11 protein-coding genes are annotated in these 18091 nt (G+C 31.7%); 1 reads left to right on the top strand and 10 read right to left on the bottom strand.

The annotated features are described in order from the left end of the window. On the bottom strand, positions 1 to 2880 hold the full coding sequence (locus F7018_RS12165; RefSeq protein ID WP_150900337.1) for a T9SS type B sorting domain-containing protein: 2880 nt from the start codon (positions 2878 to 2880) through the stop codon (positions 1 to 3). 155 nt (positions 2881 to 3035) lie between these two features. On the opposite strand from F7018_RS12165, the gene F7018_RS12160 reads away from it, so the two are divergent. Continuing rightward, positions 3036 to 4391, top strand: coding sequence for a UDP-N-acetylmuramate--L-alanine ligase (locus F7018_RS12160; RefSeq protein WP_150900336.1), 1356 nt, complete (start codon positions 3036 to 3038; stop codon positions 4389 to 4391). Here F7018_RS12160 and F7018_RS12155 read toward each other — a convergent pair. The 9 genes from F7018_RS12155 to trkA all read right to left on the bottom strand — a co-directional run bounded on the left by F7018_RS12155 (position 4380) and on the right by trkA (position 18060). Beyond that, the gene (locus F7018_RS12155) at positions 4380 to 5477 is read right to left on the bottom strand and encodes a nucleotidyltransferase domain-containing protein (protein ID WP_150900335.1); all 1098 of its coding nucleotides are present in this window, start codon (positions 5475 to 5477) and stop codon (positions 4380 to 4382) included. The genes F7018_RS12160 and F7018_RS12155 overlap by 12 nt on opposite strands. After that, the gene (locus tag F7018_RS12150) at positions 5467 to 6576 is read right to left on the bottom strand and encodes a phosphoenolpyruvate carboxykinase (ATP) (protein WP_150900334.1); all 1110 of its coding nucleotides are present in this window, start codon (positions 6574 to 6576) and stop codon (positions 5467 to 5469) included. Before F7018_RS12150 ends, F7018_RS12155 begins: the two co-directional genes overlap by 11 nt. Before the next feature lie 63 nt (positions 6577 to 6639). Next, positions 6640 to 6807 carry a hypothetical protein gene (locus F7018_RS18500; protein ID WP_175578725.1) on the bottom strand — a complete coding sequence of 56 codons (168 nt, stop codon included), beginning with the start codon at positions 6805 to 6807 and terminating at the stop codon, positions 6640 to 6642. A 22-nt stretch (positions 6808 to 6829) separates the two neighbouring features. Continuing rightward, on the bottom strand, positions 6830 to 9808 hold the full coding sequence (locus F7018_RS12145) for a lamin tail domain-containing protein (RefSeq protein ID WP_150900333.1): 2979 nt from the start codon (positions 9806 to 9808) through the stop codon (positions 6830 to 6832). A gap of 146 nt (positions 9809 to 9954) precedes the next feature. Continuing rightward, the gene (locus F7018_RS18495) at positions 9955 to 10122 is read right to left on the bottom strand and encodes a hypothetical protein (RefSeq protein ID WP_175578724.1); all 168 of its coding nucleotides are present in this window, start codon (positions 10120 to 10122) and stop codon (positions 9955 to 9957) included. A gap of 21 nt (positions 10123 to 10143) precedes the next feature. Next, a complete protein-coding gene (locus tag F7018_RS12140; RefSeq protein ID WP_150900332.1) occupies positions 10144 to 13962 on the bottom strand; it encodes a T9SS type A sorting domain-containing protein in 3819 nt (1272 codons plus the stop codon). Positions 13963 to 14054: 92 nt separating this feature from the next. Next, the gene (locus tag F7018_RS12135) at positions 14055 to 14711 is read right to left on the bottom strand and encodes a phage tail protein (RefSeq protein ID WP_150900331.1); all 657 of its coding nucleotides are present in this window, start codon (positions 14709 to 14711) and stop codon (positions 14055 to 14057) included. Between the two features lie 503 nt (positions 14712 to 15214). Further along, positions 15215 to 16714 carry a TrkH family potassium uptake protein gene (locus F7018_RS12130; protein ID WP_150900330.1) on the bottom strand — a complete coding sequence of 500 codons (1500 nt, stop codon included), beginning with the start codon at positions 16712 to 16714 and terminating at the stop codon, positions 15215 to 15217. Next, positions 16714 to 18060: a Trk system potassium transporter TrkA gene (trkA, locus tag F7018_RS12125; RefSeq protein WP_150900329.1), complete on the bottom strand. Its 1347-nt coding sequence runs from the start codon at positions 18058 to 18060 to the stop codon at positions 16714 to 16716. Before trkA ends, F7018_RS12130 begins: the two co-directional genes overlap by 1 nt. Between the last annotated feature and the right edge of the window lie 31 nt (positions 18061 to 18091).

Here is an 18091-nt window from a genome sequence, read left to right as displayed (position 1 = left end):
TTATTTACTTAAGTAAATTCTTCCTTGTTTAGCTTTAATATTGTCTCTGTTATAATTAAGAATATAAAAGTAAACTCCACTTGTAACATCGCTATTCGACATGTTTTGCCCATTCCATTTAGGTGAATTGATGTTTCCTCTAAAAAGTAGTTGACCGTATCTATTAAAAATTTCTAATTGATAATCTGGATAGAAATATTTGATATTTGGAATGTAATAGAAATCATTGACACCATCTCCGTTTGGTGAAAAACCATCAGGGATAAAAAAGTCATAATCTTCAGGGTTACAGTTGTTAAGTGTTACTTCAATAGGAGTGCGTTCACTTTCACATCCTGAATTTATATGCGTATTAGCTACATAGTATACAATACCCTCTTCTAATAAATCAGCTTTATCAAGCTCTGTGCCTCCTGTTGAAGCATCGTACCAAATAAATTCATGACCAGTGGTATTGGTCAATGAGCTTTCAAAATCTAAAAGAGTAAGTTTTTCCAACGCGCATAAAAGTGTAGTTCCAGTTAGTTGAGGTTTAGGAGGATTGATAACTGTAATATTAAAAGCTAATCGGTTAATACTTTCACATCCGTTGATACTTTCTGTAGCATAGTAAGTAACTCCATCTACCAAAAGCGTATCAGGAGCTAATAAATTACCACCTGATAAACTATCATACCAAAGAAGAGTTCCTGAGTTAACGACAGCATCTAAATTCGCAAGAGTAGGTTTGTCTATACCACAAAATAAAGGTGTGGTATTTGTTGAAGTTACATTCTGAGGCGCGTGTATCGTAACTATAACTGAAGTTCTTTTAGAGCTTTCACAATTTGTATTTAAACTTGTAGCGCTTACGAAATAATCTTCACCATCAACTAAAATTGTATTTGGATCAAGTTTAACGTTGGTAGTGTTATCAGCGTACCAAGATAAGTTATCGCCACTTTTTATTTTTATGTCTGCTAGGGTAGGTAAATTTGGATGAAAATCTGAAGTACAAAATGTTTGATTGGCATCAAGTTCTGGAGCTTCTGGAATACCATCTATAGAGAAGTTTTCTTCGATTTCAAAGTCAAACTTTGTTCTACAAGGGGTAGTGTCGTTTTGAGTACTTTTTAAAACTACGTTATAAAAACCCTTGTCTAAGTTAGTAATATCGATATTATAATTTGCTATTCCTCCACTAAAAATAATCGTATTTTTAGTTAATACTTTACCAGTAGCAACTTCGGTCACTTTATAGTTTATAGTATAATCACCACTTGTAAGTTTCGGAGCATCAATTTTTACTTTTAAATCTGAAGCATCACATTTATTATCTATTGCTAAATCTAATTGAATGTCATCAGGAATTCTATTAATAGTGAAATTGTAATTAATACAACTCAATCCGTTCATAGTAGCTGGAGTGATTTTAAAATTAAAATCATTTTCTATTATAGGGAATTTAGATAAATCTAGCGGGATAATAGCTTCTCCGTTTACAAAATTAATATCATAATTAGTTATGGTTGAAGTTGTACTATTACTTGTTATTGTATATGTAACATTTTCAATATCATTTGATAAATTACCATCTTTATTGTAAAAATCATATATAGTTAAATCGATATTTCCACCATCATAACAAGTATTCTCTAACTTGGCTTTTGCTTCATTAATAGTAAAACTATCTTCAACTACTGTAAATGAATTACAAATAATACCTCTAATATCATCTATAGATTTTGTTCTTATAGTATAGCTTCCTGGAGGTAAGGTGGTATTTGGTAATGTTATTTCAGGAGAATTGATTGTTCCATCTGGGTTAACAATATTAATGTCTAATATCTTGTCAGTATGCATGACAACATTAGTGGTAGTGTTTATTATTTCATACTCTAAATTATAGATCATCATAGAGTTTAGCGTACGATCATGTAAAATTTTTATCAATAATGAGTTTTCTCTACATTGATTTTGAACAGAAAATTCACCTGATATTTTAGGAAGAATAACAGAGACCGTTGCAGTTTCTTCACCACAAACTCCATGTACAGGATATACAGTATATTTAAAATCAAATTTACCTGACCCGAAATTATTATAGATTTCTTGAATATTTATAGTAGCATCTAATGGTCCGCTAATTTGACCGGTTCCACTTTCATCTACCCATATACCATTTGAGTCGCCTCCAATGATGTAATCAAATAAATTAACATTGGTATAGGGGCTTAAATCGTCTGTGTCACAAATTTTAATGTCTTGAGAAGTTCCTGCATTAGCTGCTCTATGTACTTCTATAACTACTGTAGCTTCTCTAGCGTTGCAAGTATCAACTTTGTCGACTGTATATGTAAAAGTATAGGTACCAACTCCTGCTGCTTGTGCATTAAAGAAATTGTTAGTTAAAAGTCCAGTAGGTGTACCAGCGGCAGAACTCCATTGTCCGTTAATATCGGCACTTAAGTTAATCAAATCATTATCCAAAAACGTAAATAAATCTACAGTACTATTATCACTACATGCATTTGCACCTCCATCTACATTGTCTTCTCCTGGGTAACCTCCAAGAAGAATAGTAATCTCTGCACTTTCACCACATTTAGGATTTGTGTAGGTAAATTTATGTTCTCCAAATCGATTGATAGCCCATAAATTAACAATACCGGTAGTTTTGTTGATTACATGTTGATTGATTGGAGTGTTGGCCGTCCAAGTACCTCCATTTTCTGGAACTCCATTTAATTGGTTAAAAAGGTTAAAATTTTGATAATTAGGATCAGCATCTTTATTACAAATTGTAATAGAATTATTTGCTCCAGCACATTGTGAAAAGGCTTTATTTGAAATAAAAATAAAGCAAAATAAAAAAATAAGAAGAGTGGATCTTAATAACATAGTATATAGCAATTTATATTGTTATTTTTCTGACTACAAAAAAACGGAAATTTTAGTGATTAATAAAAAAAGAGGCCTTCTTTTTAAAAAGGATTATTTTGCTTTCTATATGCTAGTATACTTCATTATCTTTACGGAAATTTTAGGATATTTTAATGAATATACATTTTATAGCTATAGGAGGAAGTGCTATGCATAATTTAGCAATAGCGTTACAACAAAAAGGATATCAAGTAACAGGTAGTGATGATACTATTCATGATCCGTCTAAGTCGCGTTTAGAAAAGAAAGGTTTGTTACCAGAAGAATTTGGATGGTTTCCTGAAAAAATTTCTACAGACTTAGATGCTATAATTTTAGGGATGCATGCTAAGAAAGATAATCCAGAATTGTTAAAAGCTCAAGAATTAGGAGTTAAAATATATTCATATCCTGAATTTTTATATGAGCAATCAAAGAATAAAACCAGAGTTGTTATTGGAGGTTCTCATGGAAAAACAACCATTACTTCAATGATTTTGCATGTGTTAAATTATCACGATAGGGAAGTAGATTATATGGTAGGGGCTCAGTTAGATGGATTTGATACCATGGTGAAGCTTACTGAAGAGAACGAGTTTATCGTTTTAGAAGGTGATGAGTACTTAAGTTCGCCAATTGATATGCGTCCAAAGTTTCATTTGTATAAACCAAATATAGCTTTGTTAAGTGGTATAGCTTGGGATCATATAAACGTGTTTCCAACTTTTGAAAATTATGTTGAGCAGTTTTCAATTTTCACCAATTCTCTTACCAATGGAGGAATTATGGTGTATAATGAAGAAGATGAAAATGTAAAAAGGGTAGTAGAGGAAAGTGAACATCCAATAAAAAAATATTCATATAAAACACCTTCATATTTTATTGAGAATGGAACTACGTTTATAGAAACTGAAGAAGGTGATTTACCTTTAGAAGTTTTTGGAGAACATAATTTGCAAAATATAGCTGGAGCAAAATGGATTTGTCAGCATATGGGGATAGAGGAAGATGAGTTTTATGAAGCTATTGAGAGTTTTAAGGGAGCAAGTAAACGTTTAGAGAAAATAGCAGAAAATAATTCTACTGTAATTTTTAAGGACTTTGCTCATAGTCCAAGTAAAGTACAAGCAACTACAACCGCTGTTAAAAATCAATATAAAGATAGAACTCTATTGGCTTGTTTAGAATTGCATACATACAGTAGCTTAAATGCTGAGTTTTTAGCTGAATATAAAGGAGCACTGGATAATGCTGATAAAGCAGTTGTTTTTTATTCGCCTCATGCTGTAAAAATTAAACAGTTAGAAGAGGTTACTGAGATGCAAATAGCTAAAGCTTTTGAACGTGATGATTTAATCATTTATACAAATCCACAAGAATTTAAAGAATTTTTATTTAAACAAAATATAGAAAATACAGCTGTACTTTTAATGAGTTCAGGTAATTATGGAGGATTGAATTTTGAAGAGGTTGAGGAACTAATTTCTTAAACCTAATTGAATAGCTTTTTCTTTATACCATTGTTTGTCTGTTATTCTTTTAAAAAACCACGTTCTCATTTCTGAATTATAAAATGTTTTGAATAGAATGGTTATTCTTTTTTTTATAAAAAGTTTTTTAGCAGTTCTATTCAAATGCTTTTTTCTGAAAGGATCATTAATTAACATTTTTTTAAAAAAAGAAATATAAGATTTTGTTTCAGGTGTTTGAGTAAACTTTAAAGAATCAACTTCACCAAATACAATAAAACAAGTTGCAAGAAAACAGTTTAAAGGATGTTTTAATTTTTCAAATCTATTAAATGTATTTTTTGCATTAGTTTTTTTAGATAATAAAAAAACATCATAAGCATTTCTTAAAGCAATATTTTTAAAATAGAATCCACTATCATTTATTTGTTTAGCTATAATCGATAATGAGAGTTGATTTTCATAACTCATCACATTAATATTATTAAATAATAGCGTGTCATTTTTTATGATATCATAATTAAATTCATCAGCATATTTTTCAAGTAAAATTTCTTTATGAATTTCAATGGCAGCTGTTTTGTCTTTCTTTTGTATTCTAGGATAGTGTTTGAAAGAAGGAAAATCGTAAGTTGTTTGATGAACCTTACTATAGTTGTTTTTAGTTAATACTTTAATGGCGTTTGGATAATCATTTTTAGAAAAAATAAAATCAATATCTCCCACCATTCTTTCTGCAATATCTTCATATAAACCTTCTAGTAAGTTTCCTGTACCTTTCAGAAAAATAGGAGTAATATTATTCTCTAATAACAATTCATTTATTTCCTTAGCTTGTTCTATTATTTGTTGATTTCGTTCTCGGTTTAAATCAGTAATATGTTTCATATATTCTACCAAGTCGTTTGGTAAATAATGAAGAAAATTAGCACGTTTTAAATTGCAGTATAAGGCTGGGAATACATAATGTAACGTGCTTAGTTTTACTACATTGTCCCAATCAATATTTCCTGATTTTAATTCTTTCTCAATAATCTCTTTGTTCTTAGTCTCATGTGTAATTGTTAGACACTTTCCAACAAAAAATAATGTTTCTTTATAAGTCATTGTTAAAGATTTTAGAAATCGTTTTTATCATTTTGTTATTGTCAGAATACGTAAGCTGATAGCAAGGGAGTTTAGAAAACCATTTTAAAAAGATCTCTGCATTTTCAGTAACAGGAGACAACCAAGAATCTGGTACTAATTGCTCAAAAGCATCGATTTTAGATATTTCTTTTAAAATTAAATTACTGTTCTGTTCATATTTTATGAAGATTAAAGCTTTACAAGGTAAATGGGCAGTGTAATTTGAATTATTAGGAGGTAAATAACGCACGATTTTATTTAACCTCTTGAAATGATATTCAGCAGATGTTTTTAATTCTGGATAAATAGGAAACAGAGTTTCTAAACTGTTCTTTTTTATAGAAATAGCAGAAGGGAAACTATATACTTCTTGTTTTTCTGAGTCAACAGGAACAAAGTCATCTGCCAAACAGGTAAAACCATTTGCTTGTAATAGGGCTAAAGAAGTGCTTTTTCCATTTCCAGAATCACCTAAAAATAACATAGATTCTTTACCATTACTAATTGCTGAAGCATGAAATACACCTAACCATTCATTTTCAATTTTTTTATGAATATGTTCTACTATTTTCATGGAGAATTTTCCTTGAAAATAATGAACTTCATTTAGATTCCAAGTATTAATTATTTCATTATTAATAGTAAAGCTAATATAATCTTCATTACTATATACTTTATAGTGATATTTAGCTTTTTGTTGAGTTTGAGTCTCTAAATGAGCAAATTTTGGATGAACTAATGAAATTTCAAAATCTGACAAATAATCAACTTGAATTACGATGTCGTTTATTAGATAATATTTTTGAAAGTTGAACGATTTAGGTATTTCTATATCTTCAATATTTTTAATTTCTTCTGTATTCGTTTTTAATAAGTTTTGAATATCAGAAACTAAATTTTCTGCTTGTTGATAAGGAATATTTATAGAATTAAATATGTTGGTAATAATTTGAGTTTTATCAACCTTATTGTCTAATAAAGTTAAAATTTCAGCAACTAAAGGTTCAACAACAATATATTCATTGTTGTCTTGAAACCAAACTATCGATTTGTTGTCTATTTTTTTATGTATAATCATGTATTGTAAAAATAATAAAACCCTGATTATATCAGGGTTTTATTATTAAAAATGTTATTGATTTTAAAAACCATCACCAGGATCTTCTGGACTCTGAGCTTGGGCTTTTTGAGGATTCAATATCATATAAGTTCCTAAAGCGGTTAAAGCAGTATATTTTCCATACTTACCTATTTTTTTTAATGCTTCTTTTCTTGATATATTATTTGTATTCTTGTTTTGTTCTTTCATAATCTCAAAAATTAGACGGGGTTTATTCTAAAATGATTTTCTTGTTAGTTTTTCCTATTTCTGAGTTAATTTCAAAAATGTAAATTCCCTTAGCTAAAGAAGGAATTGTGATTGAAGATATTCCGTTAGATAAAAATGTTTTTTGAAAAACTTTCTTCCCTAAAATAGAATAAATATTTAAAGAGGCGTCTTTGGTTTGTAAGCCAGTAATGGTTATTGTGTTAGTATTTGATCTGTATATACTAACGTTTTCAATAGCACTATTTTCAGCTACAGTTTTTAAAGCAGTAGTGTGTATATAAAATCTACCAATACCATCCAGATTTTTGTTTAAAGTAACTTTGTAATTATTTTCTGATAGATTGATGAATTTATTGTCAATTCGATCTTCCAAAAATACTTTTACACCATTAGGTAAGTTTTTAGTATTAATTGAAAACTCTATTTCTTTCCCAGAGCCAGCTTTAAGCCCTAAAGGAACAACTGTTTTTTGTATGTCACTTAAAGGTAAAGATTGTATAGCTAGGTTTCTTCCATCATTGTTACTAACTAATTGAGAGTATAATGTGAATTTAGATGAAACTCCGCCAAATATTGTACCATCATAACCATTATCAAATCCTTTAGAAGTTCCGTTGATATAGTATATGTTAGTTGATTTAGAAGACTTTCCTTGACTTGCTATTATAGATATCTCAGTTCTTGAACTTTTTTGAAATGTATCAGTTGTTTGATGACTTTGATTAGCTGTATTAAAGGTTACATTGGTGTTAGAGCCTGCACTAATAAAGAAAGCTTGACCAGGGGCTACTTGAAAACTACCGTGTGTTCCTGACATTCTTATGTCATAACTACTAGTGTTTTCATTCCACATCCAAACTGTTTGTTCAGATAAATTACCTGCATTATCAGTAAAAAAGGTACCTAAATTAACATAAGAAGTAAAAGGATTTCCAACTAAGTTAAAATTGTTGGTTGCTTGAGTAATTCCGTAATTAATATTATTTGAATTAATAGCTCCTGTAAAGTTGATATTACCAGAAGCAGCTAGTTTAACAGATAAACCTTCTCCGGAAGGAATAGTACCTGTTGAAGCATTTGTATAATAATTCCAAGCAGTTCCATCGTTTTTATAAGGAGCAATTCCTATTCTTCCTCCACCTGAACCATTAGCAAAAGTATTATTAGTTCTTAAATCTTGAACGCTTTCTCCTGAAACTGGCGATGCAACTAAATACCAGTTTGTAGTTGGTAAATTTCTTTTGTAAGTAGCGTTTCCTGTAAATGCTGCATTAGCTATTAAAGAAGCTCCAGATTCTATTAAAATAGAATTAACAGTAGTAGCTGAAGAAACCGTAGGGTAGTTGGCTAATCCAGCTGGAATAACTACATCTGCACTACTAGAAGGAAGGGATCCACCTAACCAGTTCGTTGTAGTGCTCCAGTTATTGTCGGTAGCTCCTATCCATTTAATAGTAGATGCAAAAGAGGTATTATCTGTATTATCTCTACCTGGAGAAAATAAAACAGGATTGCTAACAATTGTAGAATGGTCTACAAAAGAACCAGTAAAATCAACATTTCTAGCAATAGACTGGTTGTTTCCTGCTGCACCATAAACTTCAGTTAAAACTGTAACTCCTGAATCGTTTTTAATTATTATGGTGTCACCTCCGTTATTTAGACCTAAAGCATTTGTACTAGCCAGTTGAACTAAACCAGGAACAGTAACTAAAGTACCTCCACCAAAAACAACAATAGCCTCATTTGCAGGAATAATAGTTCCATTAGGGAAGGTATGTCTGTCGCTAGCTCCATCTGCTAAAATCCATCCAGAAATATCTAAACTAGCTCCACTTATATTGTATATTTCAACAAACTCGTCTTGACTTGTGTTTGCAGTTCCATCTCCATTAGCATCACCATTTGTAGAATCTGGATCAGCGTGAATTTCATTAATCACAATTGGTAAATCATCATCGTTTATAGTAACAGTATGTTGAGATGTGGTTATGTCAGCTGTTCCAGATGTAACAGCAATATTTAAAACAACAGTCTCACTTAAGTAATCAGCATCGTCATTAATGTCTAAAGAAATGTTTTGACTTCCATTACCTGTAAACGTTAAAGAGCTAGTGTTTAAGGTATAATCAGCGGCAACTGCTGTACTACTAGCATCTACTGTTACACTTATGGTAACATCAGCTGAATAATTACTAAAAGTAACAGGTATTGATGTGTTAAAAGTAGCATCTGTTTCGTTTTCAGTACTAGTTGCGTTATCAAAATTTACTGCAGGGCTACCTGAAGGAGCTGTACCTTCAACTAATACGTCATCCATCCATAAAAAACCTGCTCTAGTAGAAGTGAAGTCAAAGCTAAGCCCAAAATTATTATCAAAAGTATAATCAGTATTTGTGTTTGTTCCTTTAGAAACAAGGTTATCAAAACCTCCGTCACTATCTACTAATAACTCCCAGCTACCAGCATTTGTTCTTGTAACTTTAATACCATATGTATTATTCGAATTCCAGTTTACATCAGATGTAATAATTGCAGTTCCATCAACTGCTCCATCTGTAACCTTCCATAAAGATATTAAATCAGTACTACCTGAAAAGTTTACACCTACAGCATATCCATCAACTGTACTTCCATTTAAATCTGTTTCGTTTGCTGTTAAGTATACCCAAAACCTGTTAGCTCCAGATGGATCCCAACTCCCGTTTTTTAGATTAAATTGCCATGTTACGTCTTGAGTAGTTAAATCTAAGGAAGAGATATCATGATAAATATAACTTTCACTAGTTGTGCTAGAAAGATTATGTTTTAAAGACCTTGTGCCGGTTATGGGAGAATCAGTTGAGTTTACCCAATGAGAAGCCGTGCCTTCTGTCCATCCAGTAATATCACCGTCTTCAAAGTTATCATTAATTACTTGACTTTGTATTGTAACAAAAGAAAGCAATAAGAAGAAGGACAAAAAATAATTTTTTTCCATTGTATAGTTTTTATGGGGTTAATAATTAGTAAGTTATGAAAAAAATAGTTTTGAATGAGAAGTTGTTTTAAATGTTAACAATTTGTTAAAGAAAAAGGCTTCAATACAATATTGAAGCCTTTTTTAAAATTATTTATTTTTTACGATTAAAAACCATCACCAGGATCTTCTGGGCTTTGAGCTTGCGCTTTTTGAGGGTTTAATATCATATAAGTTCCTAAAGCTGTTAAAGCAGTATATTTTCCATACTTACCTATTTTTTTTAAAGCTTCTTTTCTTGATATATTATCTGTATTCTTGTTTTGTTCTTTCATAATTTTAAAGGTGAAGGGATTTTATTCTAAAATAATTTTCTTAGACATATTACCTAAATCAGAGTTTAGTTTAATGATATAAACTCCTGAAGCTAAAGACGGTAATGTAATTCTGCTTACTCCATTAGAATTAATGTTTGTATTAACTATTTCTTTACCAAGTATAGAGTATACTTTAATATTAGCTTTAGCTCGTAAACCAGTTACAGTAATTTCTTGTACATCTGATTTGTACATACTTACATTTTCAAGAGAAGTACTAGGCGTGTTTAACTTTTGAGCAGTAGTATGGATATAAAATTGTCCAATTCCTTTACTAGCATTTGTTAAGCTTACTGTATATTCTCCTTCAGAAAGATTGATAAATTTATTATTGATTCGATCCTCTAAAAAGATTTGAGTATCAGAAGGTAAATTTTGTGAATTTACAGAGAATGTAATTTCTTTATCTCCGTCACTAATAAGCCCTACAGGAATAACCATTTTTTCAATGTTTGAATTAGGTAAAGTTTGAATAGCTAACTTTTTTCCTTCATTATCATTTAATAATTCTGTAAATACAGCAAATTTATGATTTACTCCTCCATACATTTTAGAGTCATATCCATTGTCAAATCCTTTTGTTTTTCCATCTATAAAAAACACTTTAGTAGATTTTTTATTTTTTCCTTCAGAAACAAATAATTCAAAAGAAGTCTTTGGTGCTTGTTTCATAAAGGTATCAGAACCTTGGTGACTTTGATTTGCTGTAGAGAAAGTAACATTACCAGAACCACTTGCTTCTACAAAGAATCCTTGCGCTGGAGCTATTTGAATTGGACTCACAGCATTATAAGTTACATATTGTGAACCATCCCATAACCAAACCGTTTCTTCACTTAATAACCCTGTGTTGTCATTAGTAAAAATACTTGAGCTAACAAAAGATGTAAAAGGGTTACCAATTAAATTAAAGTTATTTCTACTACCTGTAGCAATAGGGAAACTTACATTTGAAGTATTTAAACTTCCAGTAATTGAAACATCTCCAGCAGCAGCTAATTTCATAGATACACCAGTTCCTGATACTAAAGGACCAGTAGTTGCATTGGTAGCGTAAACCCATGGAGTAGGACCGTTATTTGTAAATGCACCAATACCAATGTTACTTCCAGAACCAGTTGCAAAAGTATGATTAGCAATTACATCTTGTTGTGTTTCACCTGAGACAGGAGCAGATACCAAATACCAGTTGGTAGTAGCTAAGTTTCTTGAATACGTTGTAGTACCAGTAACAGAAGCGTTGGCTATTAATGAAGCTCCTGAAGCAATATTTATAGAGTTAACTGTTACTGATGATGAAATTGTTGGGTAATTTGTAATTCCATTTGGAATAGTTACATCAGATGTAGCGACTGGAACTGAATTTATATTCCAGTTAGAAGCAGTATTCCAAGCGTTACTTGTTACTCCAGTCCATGTAATAGCTGAAGTTTCTGTAATTGTAGGTATATCTATATCGCTAGAAGTATTTCCTGCATCATCTTCTGCTTGTACTACAAAATTGTTAATACTATTTTGAGTTAAATTAACAGAAAAACTCCAAGAGTTTCCAGAAACTGTATTAGAACCTAATGAAACTGAGTTATCAGCTGTTCCATCGTTGTTAGCATCCATATAAGCATGTACAGTAACTCCGTTTTCGGTATGTGAACCAGAAATTGTTTGTGTATCAGCGTTTATTGTTATTGCTCCAGAAGGAGTAGTTACTATTGGATTAGCTGGGTTTGTCGAATCTTCTGTAATTGTAGGCACATCAACATTGCTAGAAGTATTTCCGGCACTATCTTCCGCTTGTACCACAAAATTGTTAGCGGTGTCAGCAGTTAAGTTTACAGAGAGGCTCCAAGCATTTCCACTAACTGTAGCAGACCCTAATGAAGTTGTATTATCTGCAGTTCCATCATTGTTAGCATCGGCATATGCATGTACAGTCACGCCGTTTTCAGTAAGTGTCCCAGAAATTGTTTGTGTTGCTGCGTTTACAGTAATAGCTCCAGAAGGAGTGGTTACTATTGGATTGGCAGGACTTGTAGAGTCTTCTGTAATTGTAGGTACATCAACATCGCTAGAAGTATTTCCAGCACTATCTTCCGCTTGTACCACAAAATTGTTAGCAGTGTCAGCAGTTAAGTTTACTGAGAAACTCCAAGCATTTCCACTAACTGTTGCAGAACCTAATGAGACAGCATTGTCTGCAGTTCCATCGTTATTAGTATCGGCATATGCATGTACGGTGACACCGTTTTCAGTAAGTGTCCCAGAAATTGTTTGTGTTGCTGAGTTTATAGTCAGAGCTCCAGAAGGAGTAGTTACTATTGGATTGGCAGGACTAGTTGAATCTTCAGTAATTGTAGGTACGTCGACATCACTAGAAGTATCACCACTATCATTTGCTTGTACTACAAAGTTATTAGCTATATCCTGTGTTAAGTTTACTGAGAAGCTCCAAGTATTTCCACTAACTGTAGCAGAACCTAATGAGACAGCATTGTCTGCAGTTCCATCATTATTAGCATCAGCATATGCATGTACAGTTACACCGTTTTTGGTATGTGTTCCAGAAATTGTTTGTGTTGCTGCATTTACAGTAATAGCTCCAGAAGGAGTTGTTACTACTGGAGCAGCAGTAGGCACTGAAGAAACACTAACTGTCCTAGTATCATTAGCACTACCACTATTTTTATCTGTTGCAGTAACTGTAATGGTTCTATTGGATGTTCCTGGAGTGGTGGAAGTATTTCTATATCGTAACGATTGTAAAACTTCTTGCACAATAGCATTGGTTGCATTGGTATTAAAAGTAATTGTTAGTATAGTACCATTTGTAACAATACCACCACTAGCACTTAAAGTTCCAACAACAGTTCCATTAGCTAGGATATTTATGCCACTTATTGTAATTGCTGTCCCGTCTCCATCAGTATCTGAAATACTTATTTCATCAGCTGCTTCTGCATTAGCTGTAATTTGAGCAACTAATGTTCCACCATCCCAATCAGAATCTCCGTCTGAATCATTAACTGTACCAGAAGCATCTACTTGCGTTGCCGTATTTCCTTCAGTGTAGGCTAGTACTACATTTGATATAGATATTGTAGGATCTGTATTACTAGCAGCTATTGCAGAACCTGTAAAATTTCCTACCACATCTGCAGGGAAAGAATAAGAATTAACTCCAATTGCCCAATTTCCTAAGTTGTTTATCATTGCAGCGCAATCTCCTAATGTAGAATTACAAACTGTAGATCCTGTATAACGTCCTTCGGAGGTTATAAATAAGGCATTTACTCCATTTGTAAGTCCAGTACCAGTTAGAGTATTCCCTAGGGTGTCTCCAATAAAAGATAAAAAAGTACCAGGAGTAGATCTTGTTCCAGTTACAGCAAAAAGTTCATCAATATTCGCTGTATTAAAACCAGATTCATCTTCAGAAGCAGTACCTATATTAACCATAATTCCAGGAGCATTATCATCTGCGTTTTGAATAGTGATAACTGTACCTTTTGGTATACTGTTTCCTGTATTATTTGTCCATAAAACTTCACCTTCTCCAGTAGGAGTTGCAAAAGAAGTACCATTCCATTCATCGTCTAAGAATCTAATAGAGGTATTATTTGGACAATCATCTAACAAAACAAATGAAAAGCCATCAGGCGCATCATGATATGCAACAAAAGCAATGTCTCCGGGAGCATCTATTGCTCCATTGTTATTCTGAGAGTTAGCGCTTATAAAAGCACAAAATAACAAGAAAAAAAAGTAAATTGACTTTTTACTTAGTGTAGTTGTTTTTTTCATAAATAAGAGATAATTATTTTTTATAATGATTTACTAACAAATTTTCACCCTTCATTTTTTGAAGGGTGAACTTTTATGTTTTATTTATTTTTTTAACTTCTAGGTGGGTATATTCCTGATACACATATTATATAGCGAACCACTACATATGGTTGTCTATTATTAAAAGATTGTCCTAATCCTGTTATACCAGCCGTGGCAGTTCCTTGAATAGCTACAGGTAATGGTTGACCTCCATAGTAAGAAACTGGAGAGGGAGATGAAGAGAAACGATCTTGTCCGTTATTAGCTAAATAACCTGCACCTGGATTTTTTTCATCTTCTTCCCCGGATTCAGTATTTACAGGTATACCTACCAGTCCTGTAAGTCCTGCCAAAGAAATAGAGTGTTTATGAGCAGGTAAATTTAGAATTGATAATGTAGTGTTTTCGTGACCACCGTATTGTCCTACTACATAGTTCATATCAGAACCTGGATGACGACCAGCACTCATCGGAGTTCTACCTCTTAAATCAGGTAAAGCAAAAGTACTTCTTCCATCACCTCCATAATTTGTTCCTAATATTGAGAATAAAGCTGTATTACTGTTTATAGCCATTAGTTGACCATTGCAAAATTCCCATCCTACTGGAGCATAGTTTCCTGCAAACATTCTTATTTCTCCTAAATAAGCATCTTGTGCTTTACTCTCAATAGTTGATATTAAACAGATAAACAACAATGCGATGAATTTCATTTTAAATTTCATAATAAATAGTTTTAGTTTGGTTAATGATTTTGGTTTTATTTAATTCCTCATAACAAAGCTATTGATCACTATCATAGTTTTTTCTTGAAAAGTATTAAGTGAAGTGTTTTAAGGAATGAGTGGGTGTTTTTTTGTAATAAGCGTTTTCTTTGGTTTTAAAAAGAACAGTATGTTAAAAATATAAGATAATTTGTGTGAACAAATTTTTCTATACGAGATACAAAACCAGTAAGAGATGTGTGAATTTTTGATTTTGAATTGATGAAGAATTCATATAAAAAATCAGAAAGAGAATGTGTTTCTCTATAGGTTTGGGGGACGTTTATCGAATTATCTTCTTTGGGAGATAATAATCCAATAAAATTATTTTTCATTTTCATATTAAACAAGTCTAGTTTGACTAGTCCAAATTTAATATCAGGAGATTTAATTTTGGGGGTGTTTTCCCCCTAAAAGGCATGATGAAAACATCCTTTTTTTAAAAAAAAATAGGGTGTAAGTACTTAGTTTTTACGCCAAAAGAAGGGTGTAAGTAGAATTAGAACCGTAAATAATTCTAAACGCCCAATAAGCATTAGGAAAGAACAAAACCATTTTGCTCCTGTAGATAAATGATTAAAATTGTCAACAGGACTAACACTTCCAATAGCTGGCCCTATATTACCTAAAGAAGAAGCACAAGCACCTAAAGCAGAATATAAATCTAAACCAAAGAAAGCCAAGACTACTGTTCCAATAATAAAAATGAGCATGTATAAAACAAAGAAAGAAAGTATGTTGAATACAATAGTCTGATTTACAGCTTTTCCGTCATAACGCACTGGTATGATAGCATTAGGGTGAATTGATTTTTTGAATTCTAAAAAGCTGTTTTTTAGCATTACAATGTGTCGAACAATTTTTACCCCTCCAGAAGTAGAACCTGCCGATCCTCCTAAGAAAAATAAAGAAAAGAAAATAGCAGTAACAAAAAAGCTCCACATTGTAAAATCAGCTGTAACAAAACCTGTTGTGGTTACTACTGATATTACCGAAAATAACGAATGTCTAATAGCACTTTCTACTTTACCCAAAACCATAGGGTGGTTAATTGAAGTTTGTAATGCTGGATCTTGATAAAAAATAATCATAACAGCAACAATAGAAGATATTATTAATGTTCCAAAAAGGTAATATTTGAACTCTTCACTTTGAATTACTTTACTCACTTTTCCTTTCAAAGCAAAATAGGTAAGTACAAAATTTGTACCTGCTATGAACATAAAAAAGATGATGATATATTGTATTAAAGGAGTCCCATTCCAATGAGCAACACTAGCATTTTTTGTTGAAAAACCTCCTGTGCTAACTGTAGCCATAGCATGATTTATTGCATCAAACCAAGTCATTCCGGCTACTTTTAAAAGTAAAAATTCTATAACAGTCAATAAAACATATATTAACCATAAACGCTTAGCAGTATCGGTAATTCGAGGGTGTAACTTATCTGTTGAAGGTCCTGGAGCTTCAGCCATAAATAATTGCATACCTCCAATTCCTAATAAAGGTAATATAGCGATGGTTAATACAATTATTCCCATACCGCCAATCCAGTGAGTAGCACTACGCCAAAAGAGTATTCCTTTGGGCATTGATTCAATATCAGTTAAAATTGATGACCCCGTAGTTGAATAACCAGAAATAGTTTCGAAAAAAGCATTTGTAATACTAGGAATACTACCAGATAATACATAAGGAAGCATTCCAGTAAATGATAATGTAAGCCATCCTAAGGTTACAATTAGGTATCCTTCTTTTTTTTGAATTTTTTTATTGTCAGGTTTATTAAAAAAATAAAAAACTAGACCTAAGGCAACTGTAATGATTCCGGCGTTTAAAATTCCCCATTTAGAAGGTTCATCATAATAAAAGCTAAATGGCAATGAAAGCCACATAAATAATCCATTAAGAATTGCGGTTATTCCTAAAAAACGATAAATTAATTTGAAATTGAGACTCTCCATTAGTTGAATAAATCTTCTACAGTTGATATAGCTTCAGGTAAACAAAAAACGATTGCTCTATCACCACTTTGTAATTGAAAATCACCAAATGACATATGAGCTTTACCACCTCTAACTACTCCACCAAAAACAGCTTCTCTAGGAAAACGTAATTCTTTAATAGGTTTTTTAGTCACTTTAGCGTTTTCTTGAACTTCAAATTCAAAAACTTCAGCATCAATGTTATGTAAGTTAGCTAATGCTAATATTTCACCTTTTCGAATATGACGAAAAATATTACTAGCAGCTATTAATTTTTTATTAATAAGAGTATCGATACCAATAGTTTGAGAAATGTTTATATAATCCATATTCTCAACTAAAGCAATTGTCTTTTTAACGCCTTTAGATTTAGCTACTAAACAAGACATGATATTAGTTTCTGAATCTCCAGTAACGGCTACAAAAGCATCCATTTCTCTAATATTTTCTTCCTCTAAGAGACCTAAATCTCTACCATCTCCATGAATTACTAAGGTGTCTCTTAGGTCTTCAGCAAGATTTAAAGCTTTTTCTTTCTTTTTCTCTACTAATTTAACTTTAAAGTTGTCTTTACAGAGGTTTCTAGAAGTTTTTCGTCCTATGCTACTTCCTCCTAGAATCATTACATTTTTTATATCTATTTGCTCTTTACCAATTATAGGGTGTAATTTATCAATACTATAATTAGGAACTGAAAAATAAACCTGATCGTTCATTTTATATACAGTATCACCACGAGGAATAATAGTTTGAGCAATACCTTCTCGTTTAATAGCAATGGTAATAAAATCTACTAAGCTAAACTTATCTTTAGCCTCTTTTACTGTTAAATCTAAAATAGGCGACTTATAACCAAGGGTAGTTCCCATGATATTAAACAAGCCATTTTCAAATGCCACAGTATCGTTAAAAGATGATTGATTTAAAAGAAATTTTATTTCTTCAGCAGCTAATTCTTCTGGAGAAATCATAAAGTCAACACCGTAATCTTTAAAATTGATACAATCGTTTTTTAAAAATTCAGGGTTGTTTATTCTAGCAATTGTTTTTTTTACGCCTAAAGCTTTTCCTACTACTGAAATGGTAAAATTTGTATTTTGACTTTCAGTAACAGCTAATAATAAATCGGCAGATTCAATACCAATTTCTTTCAAAAGTTTTATTGAGGTAGCATCTCCTTTTTTAGTAAAAACATCTAAATGATTATTGATGTAATTTAATTTATCACCATCAAAATCTATCACAAAGGTGTCTTGCGACTCGTAAGAAAGGAGTTTAGCCAAATGAAAACCAACGTCTCCAGCCCCGGCTATAATAATCTTCATATTTTTTATTGAAAAAGATAGAACGCAAAGA

This window comes from Tenacibaculum aiptasiae, from assembly GCF_008806755.1.
Taxonomy (GTDB): Bacteria; Bacteroidota; Bacteroidia; order Flavobacteriales; family Flavobacteriaceae; genus Polaribacter; species Polaribacter aiptasiae.
The sequence above is the reverse complement of the archived record's forward strand: the minus strand, read 5'-3'. Positions and strand labels throughout refer to the sequence as shown.

Bases quoted from the DNA above. Each gene is read 5' to 3' on its own strand.
- trkA (WP_150900329.1), bottom strand. From the start codon at position 18,060: ATGAAGATTATTATAGCCGGGGCTGGAGACGTTGGTTTTCATTTGGCT.
- F7018_RS12150 (WP_150900334.1), bottom strand. From the start codon at position 6,576: ATGATTATACATAAAAAAATAGACAACAAATCGATAGTTTGGTTTCAA.
- F7018_RS12130 (WP_150900330.1), bottom strand. From the start codon at position 16,714: ATGGAGAGTCTCAATTTCAAATTAATTTATCGTTTTTTAGGAATAACC.
- F7018_RS12135 (WP_150900331.1), bottom strand. From the start codon at position 14,711: ATGAAATTTAAAATGAAATTCATCGCATTGTTGTTTATCTGTTTAATA.
- F7018_RS12155 (WP_150900335.1), bottom strand. From the start codon at position 5,477: ATGACTTATAAAGAAACATTATTTTTTGTTGGAAAGTGTCTAACAATT.
- F7018_RS12165 (WP_150900337.1), bottom strand. From the start codon at position 2,880: ATGTTATTAAGATCCACTCTTCTTATTTTTTTATTTTGCTTTATTTTT.
- F7018_RS12140 (WP_150900332.1), bottom strand. From the start codon at position 13,962: ATGAAAAAAACAACTACACTAAGTAAAAAGTCAATTTACTTTTTTTTC.
- F7018_RS18500 (WP_175578725.1), bottom strand. From the start codon at position 6,807: ATGAAAGAACAAAACAAGAATACAAATAATATATCAAGAAAAGAAGCA.
- F7018_RS18495 (WP_175578724.1), bottom strand. From the start codon at position 10,122: ATGAAAGAACAAAACAAGAATACAGATAATATATCAAGAAAAGAAGCT.
- F7018_RS12145 (WP_150900333.1), bottom strand. From the start codon at position 9,808: ATGGAAAAAAATTATTTTTTGTCCTTCTTCTTATTGCTTTCTTTTGTT.
- F7018_RS12160 (WP_150900336.1), top strand. From the start codon at position 3,036: ATGAATATACATTTTATAGCTATAGGAGGAAGTGCTATGCATAATTTA.